This is a genomic window from Streptomyces sp. NPDC059037 (assembly GCF_042740015.1).
Classification (GTDB): domain Bacteria; phylum Actinomycetota; class Actinomycetes; order Streptomycetales; family Streptomycetaceae; genus Streptomyces.
In genome coordinates, this window is sequence record NZ_JBHYIG010000062.1 from 22,958 (window position 1) to 35,895 (window position 12,938).

Here is a 12,938-nt window from a genome sequence, read left to right on the forward strand (position 1 = left end):
TGTCGCCGGGGGGGTGTCCTATTGCGGGTTGACCCCCCCCCCCCGCTGCCCGGCCCTCCCTCAACAGGCCGCGCCCCCGGGGGGGGGGCCCCCCCCGGGGACCTGTCGATCAGCTGTGACGATCAGTTGTACGCCGATTCAGCCGATGACACGGCCGAGTACGTAGACGGCCGGGGCCGCGGCCGCGAGGGGCAGGGCGACGCCCGCCGTCATGTGCACGAACCGGGACGGGTAGTCATAGCTGGCCACCCGGTGGCCGATCAGCGCGCAGACACCGGCGCCGAGGCCCAGCAGGGCGCCCTTGCTGCCGTAGTCGGTCATGCCGCCGACGGCGACGCCCGCCCCGGCGGCGGCGAGCAGCGCGACGACCACGGAGGCGGCCGTCGGCAGCGGAAGGGCGCGGGCCAGGACGGCCACGGCCACGGCGATGGCACCCACCGTCACGGCCTCGTCCGCCGCCGCGAGGTGCCCGGCCGCGACGATCGCGAGCGCGGCGGAGGCGACGGTGGCCATCAGCCCGTACATCCGCTCGTCGGCGGAGGCACGGCTGCGCAGCTGCAGCACCAGCACGAGCAGCACCCAGACGCCGAGGGTGCCCAGGATCGCGGCGGGCGCGTTCTCCTTGCCGATGGCGAGCAGCGCGATGTCGGCGACGACACCACCGAGGAAGGCGAGCGCGATGCCCTGCCGGGCGGGCCACATCCCGTTCAGCCGGAACCATCCGGCGGCGGTGACGGCCTGCAGGATGACCAGCGGCACGAGCAGCGCGTACTGCCCGACGGCGGCACCACCGGCAAGCAGCAGCCCGAGCACGGCGGTGATCCCCGCGGGCTGAATCCCCGGCTCGATGATCGGCGAACGCCCTTCGGCACGGGCGCGCTGGGCGTCGGTGATCCGGGGGTTGCCGGTGGTGGTGGCGGGGCCGTAGCTGTCAGATGCGGACGCGGTGTCCGCCGCCGGTTCCATGGGCAGGCGTCCCGCAGGGCGAGTGGGGTCTCCCCTGCTCGAACGAAGTTGAGAGCTTGGGGAAGGGTGGGCATGGCCTTCACTGCCGGGTTCCGCATAGACGGGCGGAGGGGCGCCGTACGACGCGGCGGCCTGCGGAGGCAGATACGCCGTATCCGTCACGTCCGCCACAGGCGAAGGCTGGATCTGCGTGTCCCAGGTCTGCCCTTCCCACTGCTGGGTGTAGGCGTCCTGGGCATACCCCTGCTGGGGGTACTGCTGCTGTTCCGGGGGGTACTGCTGCTCAGGGGGATACCCCTGCTGCTGATAGGGGTCGTACCCCTCGTACCCCTCGTACCCCTCGTACCCCTCGTACCCCTGATACGGCTGATCGCTCATGGCGCGCCTCACCCTCCTGCAAACGGCGGGAGCACCTCGACCGTGCCGCCCTCGGCCAGCCGTACCGTCTCATGCCCACGGGTCCCCACGGGGTCACCGTCGACGAGGAACGAGCATCGCTGCAGCACACGGACGAGCTCCCCGGGGTGCCGCTCCCGCGCCGCGTCCAGCGCCTCGGCGAGCGTCCCGGCCGCGTACGGCTCCTCGGCGATCCCCGCGGCCGCCTTGGCCGCGGCCCAGTAACGAATGGTGCCGTTCACCATGCGGCTCTCCTCTCGGTCGGTCAGTCGGCGGTTGCCGACGTCCATGATGCCGTGGCCCACTCGGCGATCCGACCGAGGAGCGCGTCGTCCGCCGCGTGCTCGGCGTGCCCCATCCCCGCCTCCAGCCACAGTTCCGCCCCGCCCGCCGCGGCAGCGGCCAGCATCCGCGGGTGGTCGACGGGGAAGTACGGGTCCCGGTCGCCGTGCACGATGAGCAGCGGCGTCGGCGCGATCAGCGGGACCGACTCGACCGGCGAGAGCGGGACCGGGTCCCACTCGTCCGGGTGGATACGGGTCCGCAGGCCAAGGCGCCCCACGGCCCGCCCCACCGGCCGCGTCACCAGCCAGTGCAGCCGCCGCATCGGCGCGGTCCCCCGGTAGTACCAGCGGGCCGGCGCGCTCACCGCGATCACCGCGTCGATCTGCGCGTCAACCCGCGCTTCCGTGCGCCCCCCGTGCGCGGAACCGCTGAGCGCCGCGTGCCGCAGGACCACCGAGCCGCCCATCGAGAAGCCCACGGTCACCACCCGCGCATGCCCGAGCGACCGCGCCCACTCCACGGCGGCCGCCAGATCGAGCACCTCGCGGTCGCCGACCGTGGAGAGCCCGCCGGACGCCCCGTGCCCCCGGAAGGAGAAGGTGATCACGGCCGCACGCTGCGCGAAGACGCCCGCCGCGCGGCGCACGTGAGGCCGCTCCAGGTCGCCCGTGAAGCCGTGCGCGAGCACGATCGCAAGGTCGCCCGCGGGGTCGGGTCCGGGGTCGTACGCGGCGTCGATGTCGACGCCGTCCCGTGTACGGAGCGTTGCGCGCCGTTGAACACGGGAGGGAATGCGAGTGATCGGCGGCACAGAAGATCCCGCCGCTTGGCCTGCCGGACCGGAAGTCATGTGGGCTATTCTCCTTGGCAGAGGATCCGGGCAGCGAAGCCCCCGGGTCCTTTCGTGCTTTCTGAGGCCTTGTATACGAACGAGCGAATCGGTCGTTACGAATCCGGAGGAACCGCACAGGGGAAGCCCAGGGCGCGGGCTCCCCGCCGCAGGAATCAGTACGAAGCAGTGCCGTAAACGTCCTCGCAGGGACCGAGGAGGAACCGACGTTATGGGCGAGCGAACCGTGCACGACCGTAAGACGACCGTGGCAGGTGAGCAGCGATGAGTTCTCTGCTGCTCCTCACCAATGCCCTTCAGCCGTCGACGGAGGTGCTTCCCGCCCTCGGCCTGCTGCTGCACAACGTGCGGGTGGCCCCCGCCGAAGGCCCGGCCCTCGTCGACACCCCTGGTGCCGACGTCATCCTGATCGACGGCCGCCGTGACCTCCCGCAGGTCCGCAGCCTCTGCCAGCTCCTCCGCTCCACGGGCCCTGGCTGTCCGCTCGTCCTCGTCGTGACGGAGGGTGGCCTCGCGGCCGTCACCGCCGACTGGGGCATCGACGACGTACTTCTCGACACGGCAGGTCCGGCCGAGGTCGAGGCGCGGCTCCGTCTCGCGATGGGCCGCCAGCAGATCGTGGCCGACGACTCCCCCATGGAGATCCGCAACGGCGATCTCTCCGTGGACGAGGCGACGTACAGCGCGAAGCTGAAGGGCCGGGTCCTGGACCTGACCTTCAAGGAGTTCGAGCTGCTCAAGTACCTGGCGCAGCACCCGGGCCGCGTCTTCACGCGCGCCCAGCTCCTCCAGGAGGTCTGGGGCTACGACTACTTCGGCGGCACCCGGACGGTCGACGTACACGTTCGGCGGCTGCGCGCGAAGCTCGGCGTCGAGCACGAGTCGCTCATCGGGACCGTCCGAAATGTCGGCTACCGCTTCGTCACGCCCGAGAAGGTCGAACGTGCGGCCGACGAGGAGAAGGCGAAGGCGGCGAGGCCGCGGGCTGAGGGCGAGCGCGAGGAGGCCGCGGGGAATGCGGCACCCGCCACGGCGCCCGCCCCCGTGTCTCCGCCGAAGGAAGCTGCCGTACGCCCTGCCCAGCGGTAGTTCCATCCGCGTAGACTCCGCGCGTGGCCAAGGTGACTCGGGATGACGTGGCGCGACTTGCGGGTACTTCCACCGCCGTCGTCAGCTACGTGATCAACAACGGACCCCGGCCGGTTGCCCCGGCCACGCGCGAGCGTGTACTCGCCGCGATCAAAGAGCTGGGGTACCGGCCGGACCGGGTCGCCCAGGCCATGGCATCGCGGCGGACCGACCTCATAGGCATGATCGTGCCGGACGCCCGGCAGCCGTTCTTCGCGGAGATGACCCACGCGGTGGAGCAGGCGGCGTCCGAGCGCGGAAAAATGGTGCTCGTCGGCAACACGGACTACGTGGACGAGCGCGAGGCCCATTACCTGCGGGCGTTCCTGGGCATGCGGGTCTCCGGCCTCATCCTCGTCAGCCACGGCCTCACGGATCAGGCCGCCGCCGAGATCGACGCGTGGGACGCGCGGGTCGTGCTGCTTCACGAGCGGCCCGAGGCGATCGACGACGTGGCGGTCGTGACGGACGACCTGGGCGGCGCGCAGCTCGCCACCCGGCATCTGCTCGAGCACGGCCACGAGTACGTCGCCTGTGTGGGCGGCACGGCCGAGACCCCGACCGTCGGCGACCCCGTCTCCGACCACGTCGAGGGCTGGCGGCGGGCCATGCGGGAGGCCGGTCTTTCGGTGGAGGGGCGTCTTTTCGAGGCACCGTACAACCGCTACGACGCGTACCAGATGGCCCTGGGGCTGCTCGCGGGCCCCGATCGCCCGACCGCGATCTTCTGCTCGACCGACGACCAGGCGATCGGTGTGCTGCGGGCGGCGCGGGAGCTTCGCATCGACGTGCCCGGGGAGCTGGCGGTCGCCGGCTTCGACGACGTGAAGGAGGCGGGTCTGACGGACCCGCCCCTGACCACGGTGGCCTCCGACCGCCCCGCGATGGCCCGCGCCGCGGTGGACCTGGTCCTGGACGACGGCCTGAGGGTGGCGGGATCCCGCCGGGAGCGCCTGAAGCTGTTCCCCTCGCGGCTGGTCGTCCGCCAGTCCTGCGGCTGCAACTGACGCCTGCCCCAGCCAGGGCAGCCGGAGGGTCTTTACAACGGGCATACGCGGTTTTACCGGGGTTCTCAGGGCGTACTCAGCCTCCTCTCATGAACGCCCCGCAGCCTGGATCCCATGACCGACACCTTCCGCCACAGCGGCGAGTACCCTCAGCATCCGCAGGGCGCGTACCCACCTCCGCCCGCTTACGCACCGGAAGAGCCCCCGAAGCCCCCGCGCCGGCGGGCGAAGGGCCCCCTCGCACTCCTCGCCGCCGTGGCCATCGCGGCAGCGGCCATCGGCGGCGGCACCGCCTACGCGTTCCAGGAGCTGACCGGCGACGACAGCTCGTCGAGCTCCAGCGCCACCAGCACGGACGTCGTGCCCACCAGCCAGAAGGGCACCGTCTCCGGCGTGGCCGAGGCCGTCAGCCCCAGCATCGTCGAGATCAGCGCCAAGTCCAGCGCGGGCTCCGCCACCGGCTCCGGCGTGATCATCACGGACGACGGCGAGATCATCACCAACAACCACGTGATCTCCGGCGCCTCGTCGGTCAAGGTCACGACCAACGACGGCAAGTCGTACACCGCCAAGGTCGTCGGCACCGACAGCAAGAAGGATCTGGCGCTGATCAAGCTCCAGGGCGCGTCCGGTCTGAAGGCCGCGAGCCTCGGTGACTCGGACAACGTCAAGATCGGCCAGGACGTCGTGGCGATCGGCTCCCCCGAGGGCCTGACCGGCACCGTCACCAGCGGCATCATCTCCGCCCTCGACCGCGACGTCACCGTGTCGACGGGCGAGGGACAGCAGCAGCCGGGCGGCGGCGAAGGCGGCTGGCCGTTCGAGTACGGCGGCGAGCAGTTCAACGGCGACACCGGCTCGTCGAAGACCACGTACAAGGCCCTGCAGACCGACGCCTCGCTCAACCCCGGCAACTCCGGCGGCGCCCTCATCGACATGAACGGCAACATCATCGGCATCAACTCCGCGATGTACTCGCCCAGTTCGGCCCAGGGCGGCGGCGAATCCGGCTCGGGCAGTGTCGGCCTCGGCTTCGCCATCCCGGTCAACACGGTCAAGGCCGACCTCGACACGCTGCGGGCCGGCTCCACCGACTGACCCCGCGGCACACCCTTCGTACGACCTCAGGAGGCCCCCCATGACCGGCACCGGCACCGTCATCACCGTCAACCGCGCCCGGCACGCGCTCGCCGTCAGCATCGGCTGGGGGCGGCCCGACACCGATCCGGCGGGCCTCGGCCTCCCGCTGACGGTCGCGCGTGAGCTGCACGGCGCGACCGCGAAGGAACGCGCCCCCGAAGTGGCGGCACCCCCGCGCACCGCCGCGCGCCGCAAGCCCCGCGCCCGCGTGCGAGGCTGATGAAGGACCCGTCCGAGACCCACGCACCCGAGGAACCGACACCGATGAGCCCCGCCGAAGGCGAACAGCAGCAGCGCATCCTGATCGTCGACGACGAGCCCGCCGTGCGGGAGGCACTGCGGCGCAGTCTCGCCTTCGAGGGGTATGGCACCGAGGTCGCCGTCGACGGCGCCGACGCCCTGGAGAAGGCCGCCGCCTACCGGCCCGACCTCGTCGTACTGGACATCCAGATGCCCCGCATGGACGGCCTCACGGCGGCGCGCAGGCTCCGCGCCACCGGGTCGACCACGCCCATCCTGATGCTGACCGCACGCGACACCGTCGGCGACCGCGTCACCGGGCTCGACGCGGGCGCCGACGACTACCTGGTCAAGCCGTTCGAGCTCGACGAACTCTTCGCCCGCATCCGGGCGCTGCTGCGCCGCAGCTCGTACGCGGCCGCGTCCGGGCAGGCCGAGGAGGGCGACACCCTCGCCTTCGCCGATCTGCGGATGGACCTGGCGACGCGCGAGGTGACGCGCGGGGCGCGGACGGTCGAGCTGACCCGCACCGAGTTCACCCTCCTGGAGATGTTCCTGGCGCACCCGCGCCAGGTCCTCACCCGCGAGCAGATCCTCAAGGCCGTCTGGGGCTTCGACTTCGAGCCGTCGTCCAACTCCCTTGATGTGTACGTGATGTACCTGCGCCGCAAGACGGAGGCGGGCGGCGAGCCGCGGCTGGTGCACACGGTGCGGGGCGTGGGGTACGTGCTGCGGGCGGGCGAGTGAAAGGGCTCGTCCGGCGGTACCGTGCCATGCCGTTGCGCTCGCGCTTGGCGTTGCTGGTGACATCCGCGGTGGCACTGGCCGTCGCGGCCGTCGCGGTGTCGTGCTGGTTGCTGACCCGCGACCAGCTCCGGGAGCAGATGGACGACTCACTGCGCAGCCTCAACGTGGGCGGCGCCTACCTCGGGGAGACGGTGGCCAACTGCCGCGACACCGGTCAGTCCCCCAACGACGAGACAGCGCCGGGCACCACCACCGTCTTCGTGCAGGTCGTCCAGCCGGACGGCACACGCTGCGTGGGACGCGGCTCCACACCCGTGGTGGTCGAGGACTCGGACCTGGTGGTGGCCCAGCGTCTACGGGAGCAGACCCTCCACGACGGCAGGACCGACAGCGGCCAGCCGGTGCGCGTTCTGACCCAGACACAGGGCAACGTCACCGTCTCGCTGTCCCGTCCGCTCTCAGAGGTCGACACCCCGCTGAACAGACTCGCCCTGCTGCTCGCCTTCGTCGCCGGAATCGGCGTCATCGGCGCCGGCGCCGCGGGCCTGTGGGTGGCCCGCACCGGCCTGCGCCCCGTCGACGAGCTCACCATGGCCGTCGAGCACGTCGCCCGCACCGAGGACCTGAACCTCCGCATCCCCGTCGACGGCGACGACGAGATCGCCCGGCTCTCGGAGTCGTTCAACTCCATGACCGCGTCCCTCGCCTCCTCGCGCGACCTGCAGCAGCAGCTCATCGCCGACGCCGGGCACGAGCTGCGCACCCCCCTCACCTCGCTCCGTACGAACATCGAGCTGCTCGCCCGCAGCGAGGAGACCGGACGGGCCATTCCGCCCGACGACCGCAAGGCGCTGCTCGCGTCCGTCACGGCGCAGATGACCGAACTCGCCGCGCTGATCGGGGACTTGCAGGAGCTGTCGCGTACGGACGCGGGGCCCGGCGGCGGCAAGGTCCAGGTGGTCGCGCTGCACGACATCGTGGATGCGGCCCTGGAGCGGGCACGCCTGCGCGGGCCCGAGCTGACGTTCACCGCGGACCTTGCGCCCTGGTTCGTGCGCGCGGAGCCGGCGGCGCTCGAGCGGGCCATCGTGAACATCCTGGACAACGCGGTGAAGTTCGGGCCGCCGGGCTCGACGGTCGAGGTGGCCCTTCGGGCCGGCACGCTGACCGTCCGCGACCACGGCCCCGGCATCCCGGCCGACGAGCTCCCGCACGTCTTCGACCGCTTCTGGCGCTCCCCATCGGCCCGCAGCCTCCCCGGCTCCGGCCTCGGCCTGTCCATCGTGGCCCGCACGGTGCACCAGTCCGGCGGCGAGGTGGAGCTGCGGCCCGCGTCGGGCGGCGGCACCGTGGCGACGGTGCGCCTCCCCGGAGCGGCTGCTCCGCCGCCGAAAACGCCTGATCAGGCCGGTGCTTAACCCGCCATCTCGGTGCGTTCCCACCATTCGTAGACAGGCAGGCTGCCTTCGGGGGTGTCCTGGTGGCGTGCGGTGACGCGGAAATGCTCGTATCCGCCGCGGAACTCGATCTTGAGCTCGATTCCGGGCGGGGTGATGTCGACGATCCGTTCGGGCAGATCGCTGGGGCCGCCCTCAAGGACCGCCTTCGGTGTGTTGGTCATGCGGAGAGTCTCCCCGGAGGGCAGTCCGGCTCTTCGGTGACGCGCCGGGGCGCGGCCTCACTTGCCGATGCCGAGCCCCGCCCCGATCAGCTGCACCCTGATCCCGTCCTTCCGCACGCTGACGTCCTGCAGCCACACGTTGCCCGACCCGGGCAGCTTCGGCAGGCGGAAGGCGAGCGTCAGGCGGTCGGCGAGTACGGGGCGGGTGAGTTCGGAGAGGCCCTTGAGGAGGGCGGGGTCCAGGCCCAGCTTCTTCAGGAGCTCGGGGTGGCCCATCGCGACGTCGATGAGGTTGAGGCCCATCACGTCGTTGACGAAGCGCGGGGAGCCGACCAGCTCGTTCAGCTTGGCGTCGCTCTGCAGGGCGCCGCTCACCACGGAGTCGGGGACGCCGAGCCGGTCGACGATCGACGGGACGGAGAGCAGCGCCTTCGCCTTGGCGGTCTCCTTGGTGAGCCGGTCCGCCGTGGCCTTGGTGAGGTGCAGGCCCTCGGATTCGCGGGTGCCGGGCCGGTAGGTCGCCAGGTCGCCGATCTGCAGGCTCATCCGGCCGATGTCGGTGGAGATGCCGCGGTCGCCGTTGCGCTGGATGCGGGCGTCGGCGCGCACCTTCAGGTCGTGTCCCGCGACGGGCAGCGTGCCGCGGGCGAGCACCTGGTCGCGGCCGTGGCCGCTGAACGTGACCTGGGACGCGCCCAGTTCGCGGTTGAGGTCCTCGAAGGAGAGCAGCACCTCGCCGTGCATCTCCCGGATGAGGGCGCCCTTGATGTCGGTGGGTCCGTCGCCGGTTATCTGTACGTCGGTGGCGGTGGCGGAGACCTGGGCGAGCGAGATCCGGTCGGCGGCGACGTCGGGGACGGTGACCTTGACCTTGTCCACGCGCTGGTCGAGCACCTGGGTGAGGAAGGGGAAGCCCTCGATGTCGACCTCGGGCGCGGCGCTCAGGTGCAGGGAATCCTTGAGCTTCTCCGCGGCCTCGTGCTCGGCGTAGAGCAGGGCCCAGCGGTCTCCGAGCGCGAGGAAGGCGGTGGCGACAAGCAGGGCGACGACGGCCTTCCCGGCGAGCGGAAGCCCGGCGAAGCGGTTGCGGCGGCGGCTGCGGCGGCGGTGGTTCGGAGGCTGCCAGGGGGCGTCGTCCTCGTCCGTGCCGTCGGCCTCTTCGTGGAGGAACTCCTCCAGGGGGTTCGGCGACGCGAGGGCGCCCAGCTCGTCGTACGGGTTGAGCGGAGCGGTCGTTTCCGCGGGCGACTCGCCTGCTGCTGATGCTGCTGATGCCGATGCGTCTGGTGCTTCGGGGGGAACCGATTCGGCGTGCCAACCATCAGACGGGTAGGCCTGGTTGTGATCGGGCGGAAGCGTGGCCACGCGGTGGGGGGAACGCATCAGCTGATTTCACCATACGTTCACACCCCACCCCAAGCCTCACTTACGGTAAGTACCGTTTTCGGCCACTTACTGAGTGCGCTTGTTAACGCGTCATTCACTTACCGCTTCACTTCACGACGGTGATCCTGTCCGCCTTGGGCGGCGTGATCGGCTTGTCCGCCGAGGAGTTGGCGGTCAGGTACTCGTTGAACGCCTTCAGGTCATCGCCGCCGACCAGCGGCTTCGCACCCTTGCCGAGCTCGGGGAAGCCGTCGCCGCCGCCCGCGAGGAATGAGTTCATCGCCACACGGTAGGTGGCGGCCGGATCTATCGCCTTGCCGCCCAGCTTGATGGAGTCGGTGACGACACGGTCGGCGCCGGTCTTGGTCATGTCGAGCGTGTACGTCAGACCGTCCGAGATCTGCAGGATCTTCGGGGACGCCTCGTTGGGCCCGCTCACCTGCTGCTTGAGGCCGGTGATGAGCTGCGCGCCGGTGAGGTCGACGAGATTGACCGTGTTGCTGAACGGCTGCACGGTGAAGCCCTCGCCGTACGTCACCACACCGTCGCCCTCGCTGCCGCTCGCCTTGAAGACGAGGTCGGAGCGGATGCCGCCCGGGTTCATCAGCGCCAGATCCGTCTCCGGGTCGAGCGACTTGCCGTGCGCGAGCTGCGCGTCCGCGATCAGGTCGCCGAGCGGTGCCTCGGGGGCGCCTGCGCCGCGCCCCGGGATGTCGGCGGAGATGAAGCCGACGGGCTTGTTGGCGACGGGCTCGGCCAGCTTGTTCCAGCGCCCGATGAGCGAGGTCATGTCCTTGGCCTTGGCCTGCTCACGGCTGACGACGTGGTTCGCCGACTTCACCGACGTACGGACGATGTCCTTCGTCTTCCGGTCGTACGTGAGCGTCGTGTCCGTGTAGAGCTTCCCGTAGGAGGAGGCGGACGTGACCATGCGGGGCTTGCCCGCCGGGTCCGGGATGGTGCACACGTACGCGGAGTGCGTGTGGCCCGTGACCAGCGCGTCGACCTTGGGCGTGATGCCCTTGGCCATGTCGGTGATGGGTCCGGAGATGCCGTCGCCCGCGCCCGGCGAGTCGCAGTCGTAGTTGTACGCCTGGCTCGCGGGCGAGCCGCCCTCGTGGATCAGCGTGACGATCGACTTCACGCCCTGCTTGTCCAGCTCCTTGGCGTACTTGTTGACCGTCTTGATCTCGTCGTGGAACTTCAGCCCCTTGACGCCGTCGGCGGAGACGATGTCGGGCGTGCCCTCAAGCGTCACTCCGATGAAGCCGACCTTGACGCCCTTGTGCTTCCACACCCAGTAGGGCTTGAGGATGGGCTTGTCCGTCTTCTCGTCGGTCACATTGGCCGCGAGATAGGGGTAGTCGGCCCCCTTGAACTCCTTGCCCTCCTCGAAGCAGCCGTCCTTGGGGTGACAGCCGCCCTTCTGCATACGGGCCAGCTCCTTGGCCCCCTCGTCGAACTCGTGGTTCCCGACGCTGGTGACGTCGAGGTCCAGCTTGTTCATGGCCTCGACGGTCGGCTCGTCGTGGAAGAGGCCGGAGAGCAGCGGGCTCGCGCCGATGAGGTCACCGGCCGCCGCGGTCACGCTGTAGGGCTTGTCCTTGCGGGCCGTACGGAGCGACGTGGCGAGGTACTCGGCGCCGCCCGCGTCGATCTTCTTCTCGGTCCCGTCGGGCTGCTTCTCCGTCACCTGGCCCGAGGAACCGGCCGGCGGCTGCAGATTGCCGTGGAAGTCGTTGAAGGACAGCAGTTGCACATCGACCATGCGCTTCTTGGCGGCGGCTCCGCCCGCGTGGTCCTGCCCCGCGTTCGCGGGCAGCGCGGCCGCCATCGCGCCGAGCGTGGCGATACCGGCGGCGACGGCGAGCAGCCGGGTGGCCCGGCGTCTGGTTCTGCGCGGCTGTGGTGTGACTGACACGTGTCCCCCTGGGATGGGTGTGAGACGGCTGGAGGCGGTGACACTCCGTGCGCAGCCTAGGGTCAACGCGCGTAGCGCGACAGGGGGTTGCCGGTTACGGGCCGGTTGCCATCGACGGCGTTACGGGCGCTTGGGACAAAGCGCCCGCGGGGCCGGTGCGGCATCACGTACGTCCGGTGAACTGCTCCGGGACCGGCCGCCGCCGTACCCTCGACACCATGACTGACGAGCAGCAGCCTCCCGTCCCCATGCGGCAGATCGACACCGTCGACGCCCTCACCCCCGCCCAGGCCGAAGCCGTGCTCGGGCTCATCGCGGACGCCGCCCGCGCGGACGGCCAGCAGGCCGTCTCCGAGCAGGGGCGGCTGCAGCTGCGGGGAGGTGCGCGGACGGGGGTGCGGCATCTGCTGCTGAGCGTCGACGGCGAGTTCATCGGGTACGCGCAGCTGGAGGACACCGACCCCATCGAGGCGCCCGCCGCCGAGCTGGTCGTGCACCCCGCGCACCGCGGCCGGGGGCACGGCCGCGCGCTCGGCACGGCGCTGCTCGGCGAGTCCGGCCGCCGGCTGCGGATCTGGGCGCACGGCGGGCACTCCGCCGCGCGGCACCTGGCGCAGGTCCTTGGCCTGACCCTCTTCCGTGAACTGCGGCAGATGCGGCGGACCTTGGGGGATCTCGATCTGCCCGAGCCGGTCCTTCCGGAAGGCGTCTCCGTACGCACCTTCGTCCCCGGCCAGGACGACGCGGCCTGGCTCGCGGTGAACGCCGACGCCTTCGCCCACCACCCCGAGCAGGGCTCGCTCACCCAGCGCGACCTGGACGACCGCAAGGCGGAGCCGTGGTTCGACCCCGCGGGGTTCTTCCTCGCCGAGCGCGAGAGCGACGGCGAGCTCGTCGGCTTCCACTGGACCAAGGTGCACGCCGACGAGCAGCTGGGTGAGGTGTACGTCGTCGGGGTGCGCTCGGGCGCGCAGGGCGGCGGCCTCGGCAAGGCGCTGACGACGATCGGCCTCAACCACCTCGCGGCGGCAGGGCTTCCGACGGCGATGCTGTACGTGGACGCGGACAACAAGGCGGCGGTGAGCGTCTACGAACGGCTCGGGTTCATCACGCACGAGACGGATCTGATGTACCGGACGGAGTCCTGAGGGACGTAGGCATGCAGGAAGGGGGGGGGGGGGGGTCAAGGGGAAAACCACCCCACCCGAAGACATGGAAACCACGAACAAACGGGAGGGGTGGAGAAAGAAC

The 12,938-nt window shown here is 70.9% G+C and carries 13 protein-coding genes; 7 read left to right on the forward strand and 6 right to left on the reverse strand.

Going from position 1 to position 12,938, the window contains the following annotated elements; all coding sequences use genetic code 11:
- Positions 1-138: 138 nt before the first annotated feature.
- Genes ACFWY6_RS15680 through ACFWY6_RS15690 form a run of 3 tightly spaced genes read right to left on the reverse strand, consistent with a single transcriptional unit; the run spans position 139 to position 2,497 of the window.
- A complete protein-coding gene (locus ACFWY6_RS15680; protein ID WP_384689848.1) occupies positions 139-1,344 on the reverse strand; it encodes a hypothetical protein in 1,206 nt (401 codons plus the stop codon).
- 8 nt (positions 1,345-1,352) lie between these two features.
- Positions 1,353-1,607, reverse strand: coding sequence for a MoaD/ThiS family protein (locus ACFWY6_RS15685; protein ID WP_266864956.1), 255 nt, complete (start codon positions 1,605-1,607; stop codon positions 1,353-1,355).
- Between the two features lie 20 nt (positions 1,608-1,627).
- Positions 1,628-2,497, reverse strand: coding sequence for an alpha/beta hydrolase (locus tag ACFWY6_RS15690; RefSeq protein ID WP_384689852.1), 870 nt, complete (start codon positions 2,495-2,497; stop codon positions 1,628-1,630).
- 264 nt (positions 2,498-2,761) lie between these two features.
- On the opposite strand from ACFWY6_RS15690, the gene ACFWY6_RS15695 reads away from it, so the two are divergent.
- The 6 genes from ACFWY6_RS15695 to ACFWY6_RS15720 all read left to right on the forward strand — a co-directional run bounded on the left by ACFWY6_RS15695 (position 2,762) and on the right by ACFWY6_RS15720 (position 8,177).
- A complete protein-coding gene (locus ACFWY6_RS15695) occupies positions 2,762-3,586 on the forward strand; it encodes a response regulator transcription factor (protein ID WP_384689855.1) in 825 nt (274 codons plus the stop codon).
- A 23-nt stretch (positions 3,587-3,609) separates the two neighbouring features.
- Positions 3,610-4,632, forward strand: coding sequence for a LacI family DNA-binding transcriptional regulator (locus tag ACFWY6_RS15700; RefSeq protein WP_365502363.1), 1,023 nt, complete (start codon positions 3,610-3,612; stop codon positions 4,630-4,632).
- 114 nt (positions 4,633-4,746) lie between these two features.
- Positions 4,747-5,730, forward strand: coding sequence for a S1C family serine protease (locus tag ACFWY6_RS15705; RefSeq protein WP_384689858.1), 984 nt, complete (start codon positions 4,747-4,749; stop codon positions 5,728-5,730).
- A 40-nt stretch (positions 5,731-5,770) separates the two neighbouring features.
- On the forward strand, positions 5,771-5,992 hold the full coding sequence (locus tag ACFWY6_RS15710; RefSeq protein ID WP_384689861.1) for a hypothetical protein: 222 nt from the start codon (positions 5,771-5,773) through the stop codon (positions 5,990-5,992).
- A 44-nt stretch (positions 5,993-6,036) separates the two neighbouring features.
- A complete protein-coding gene (locus tag ACFWY6_RS15715) occupies positions 6,037-6,759 on the forward strand; it encodes a response regulator transcription factor (RefSeq protein WP_135330944.1) in 723 nt (240 codons plus the stop codon).
- Positions 6,760-6,785: 26 nt separating this feature from the next.
- Positions 6,786-8,177, forward strand: a complete 1,392-nt coding sequence (locus tag ACFWY6_RS15720) for a sensor histidine kinase (protein WP_384689865.1) — start codon at positions 6,786-6,788, stop codon at positions 8,175-8,177.
- Here the strand turns inward: ACFWY6_RS15720 and ACFWY6_RS15725 are convergent.
- From ACFWY6_RS15725 to ACFWY6_RS15735, 3 genes are all read right to left on the reverse strand, one after another.
- Positions 8,174-8,380, reverse strand: coding sequence for a DUF5988 family protein (locus ACFWY6_RS15725; RefSeq protein ID WP_384689868.1), 207 nt, complete (start codon positions 8,378-8,380; stop codon positions 8,174-8,176). The genes ACFWY6_RS15720 and ACFWY6_RS15725 overlap by 4 nt on opposite strands.
- A 57-nt stretch (positions 8,381-8,437) precedes the next feature.
- On the reverse strand, positions 8,438-9,763 hold the full coding sequence (locus ACFWY6_RS15730; RefSeq protein ID WP_384689871.1) for a DUF2993 domain-containing protein: 1,326 nt from the start codon (positions 9,761-9,763) through the stop codon (positions 8,438-8,440).
- Positions 9,764-9,872: 109 nt separating this feature from the next.
- Positions 9,873-11,687, reverse strand: coding sequence for a bifunctional metallophosphatase/5'-nucleotidase (locus ACFWY6_RS15735; RefSeq protein ID WP_384689874.1), 1,815 nt, complete (start codon positions 11,685-11,687; stop codon positions 9,873-9,875).
- A gap of 218 nt (positions 11,688-11,905) precedes the next feature.
- Here ACFWY6_RS15735 and mshD point away from each other — a divergent pair, with 218 nt between their 5' ends.
- Positions 11,906-12,835, forward strand: a complete 930-nt coding sequence (mshD, locus tag ACFWY6_RS15740) for a mycothiol synthase (protein WP_384689877.1) — start codon at positions 11,906-11,908, stop codon at positions 12,833-12,835.
- Positions 12,836-12,938 lie beyond the last annotated feature (103 nt).

Bases quoted from the DNA above. Each gene is read 5' to 3' on its own strand.
- ACFWY6_RS15705 (WP_384689858.1), top strand. From the start codon at position 4,747: ATGACCGACACCTTCCGCCACAGCGGCGAGTACCCTCAGCATCCGCAG.
- ACFWY6_RS15720 (WP_384689865.1), top strand. From the start codon at position 6,786: ATGCCGTTGCGCTCGCGCTTGGCGTTGCTGGTGACATCCGCGGTGGCA.
- mshD (WP_384689877.1), top strand. From the start codon at position 11,906: ATGACTGACGAGCAGCAGCCTCCCGTCCCCATGCGGCAGATCGACACC.
- ACFWY6_RS15725 (WP_384689868.1), bottom strand. From the start codon at position 8,380: ATGACCAACACACCGAAGGCGGTCCTTGAGGGCGGCCCCAGCGATCTG.
- ACFWY6_RS15710 (WP_384689861.1), top strand. From the start codon at position 5,771: ATGACCGGCACCGGCACCGTCATCACCGTCAACCGCGCCCGGCACGCG.
- ACFWY6_RS15695 (WP_384689855.1), top strand. From the start codon at position 2,762: ATGAGTTCTCTGCTGCTCCTCACCAATGCCCTTCAGCCGTCGACGGAG.
- ACFWY6_RS15690 (WP_384689852.1), bottom strand. From the start codon at position 2,497: ATGACTTCCGGTCCGGCAGGCCAAGCGGCGGGATCTTCTGTGCCGCCG.
- ACFWY6_RS15680 (WP_384689848.1), bottom strand. From the start codon at position 1,344: ATGAGCGATCAGCCGTATCAGGGGTACGAGGGGTACGAGGGGTACGAG.
- ACFWY6_RS15730 (WP_384689871.1), bottom strand. From the start codon at position 9,763: ATGCGTTCCCCCCACCGCGTGGCCACGCTTCCGCCCGATCACAACCAG.
- ACFWY6_RS15685 (WP_266864956.1), bottom strand. From the start codon at position 1,607: ATGGTGAACGGCACCATTCGTTACTGGGCCGCGGCCAAGGCGGCCGCG.
- ACFWY6_RS15715 (WP_135330944.1), top strand. From the start codon at position 6,037: ATGAGCCCCGCCGAAGGCGAACAGCAGCAGCGCATCCTGATCGTCGAC.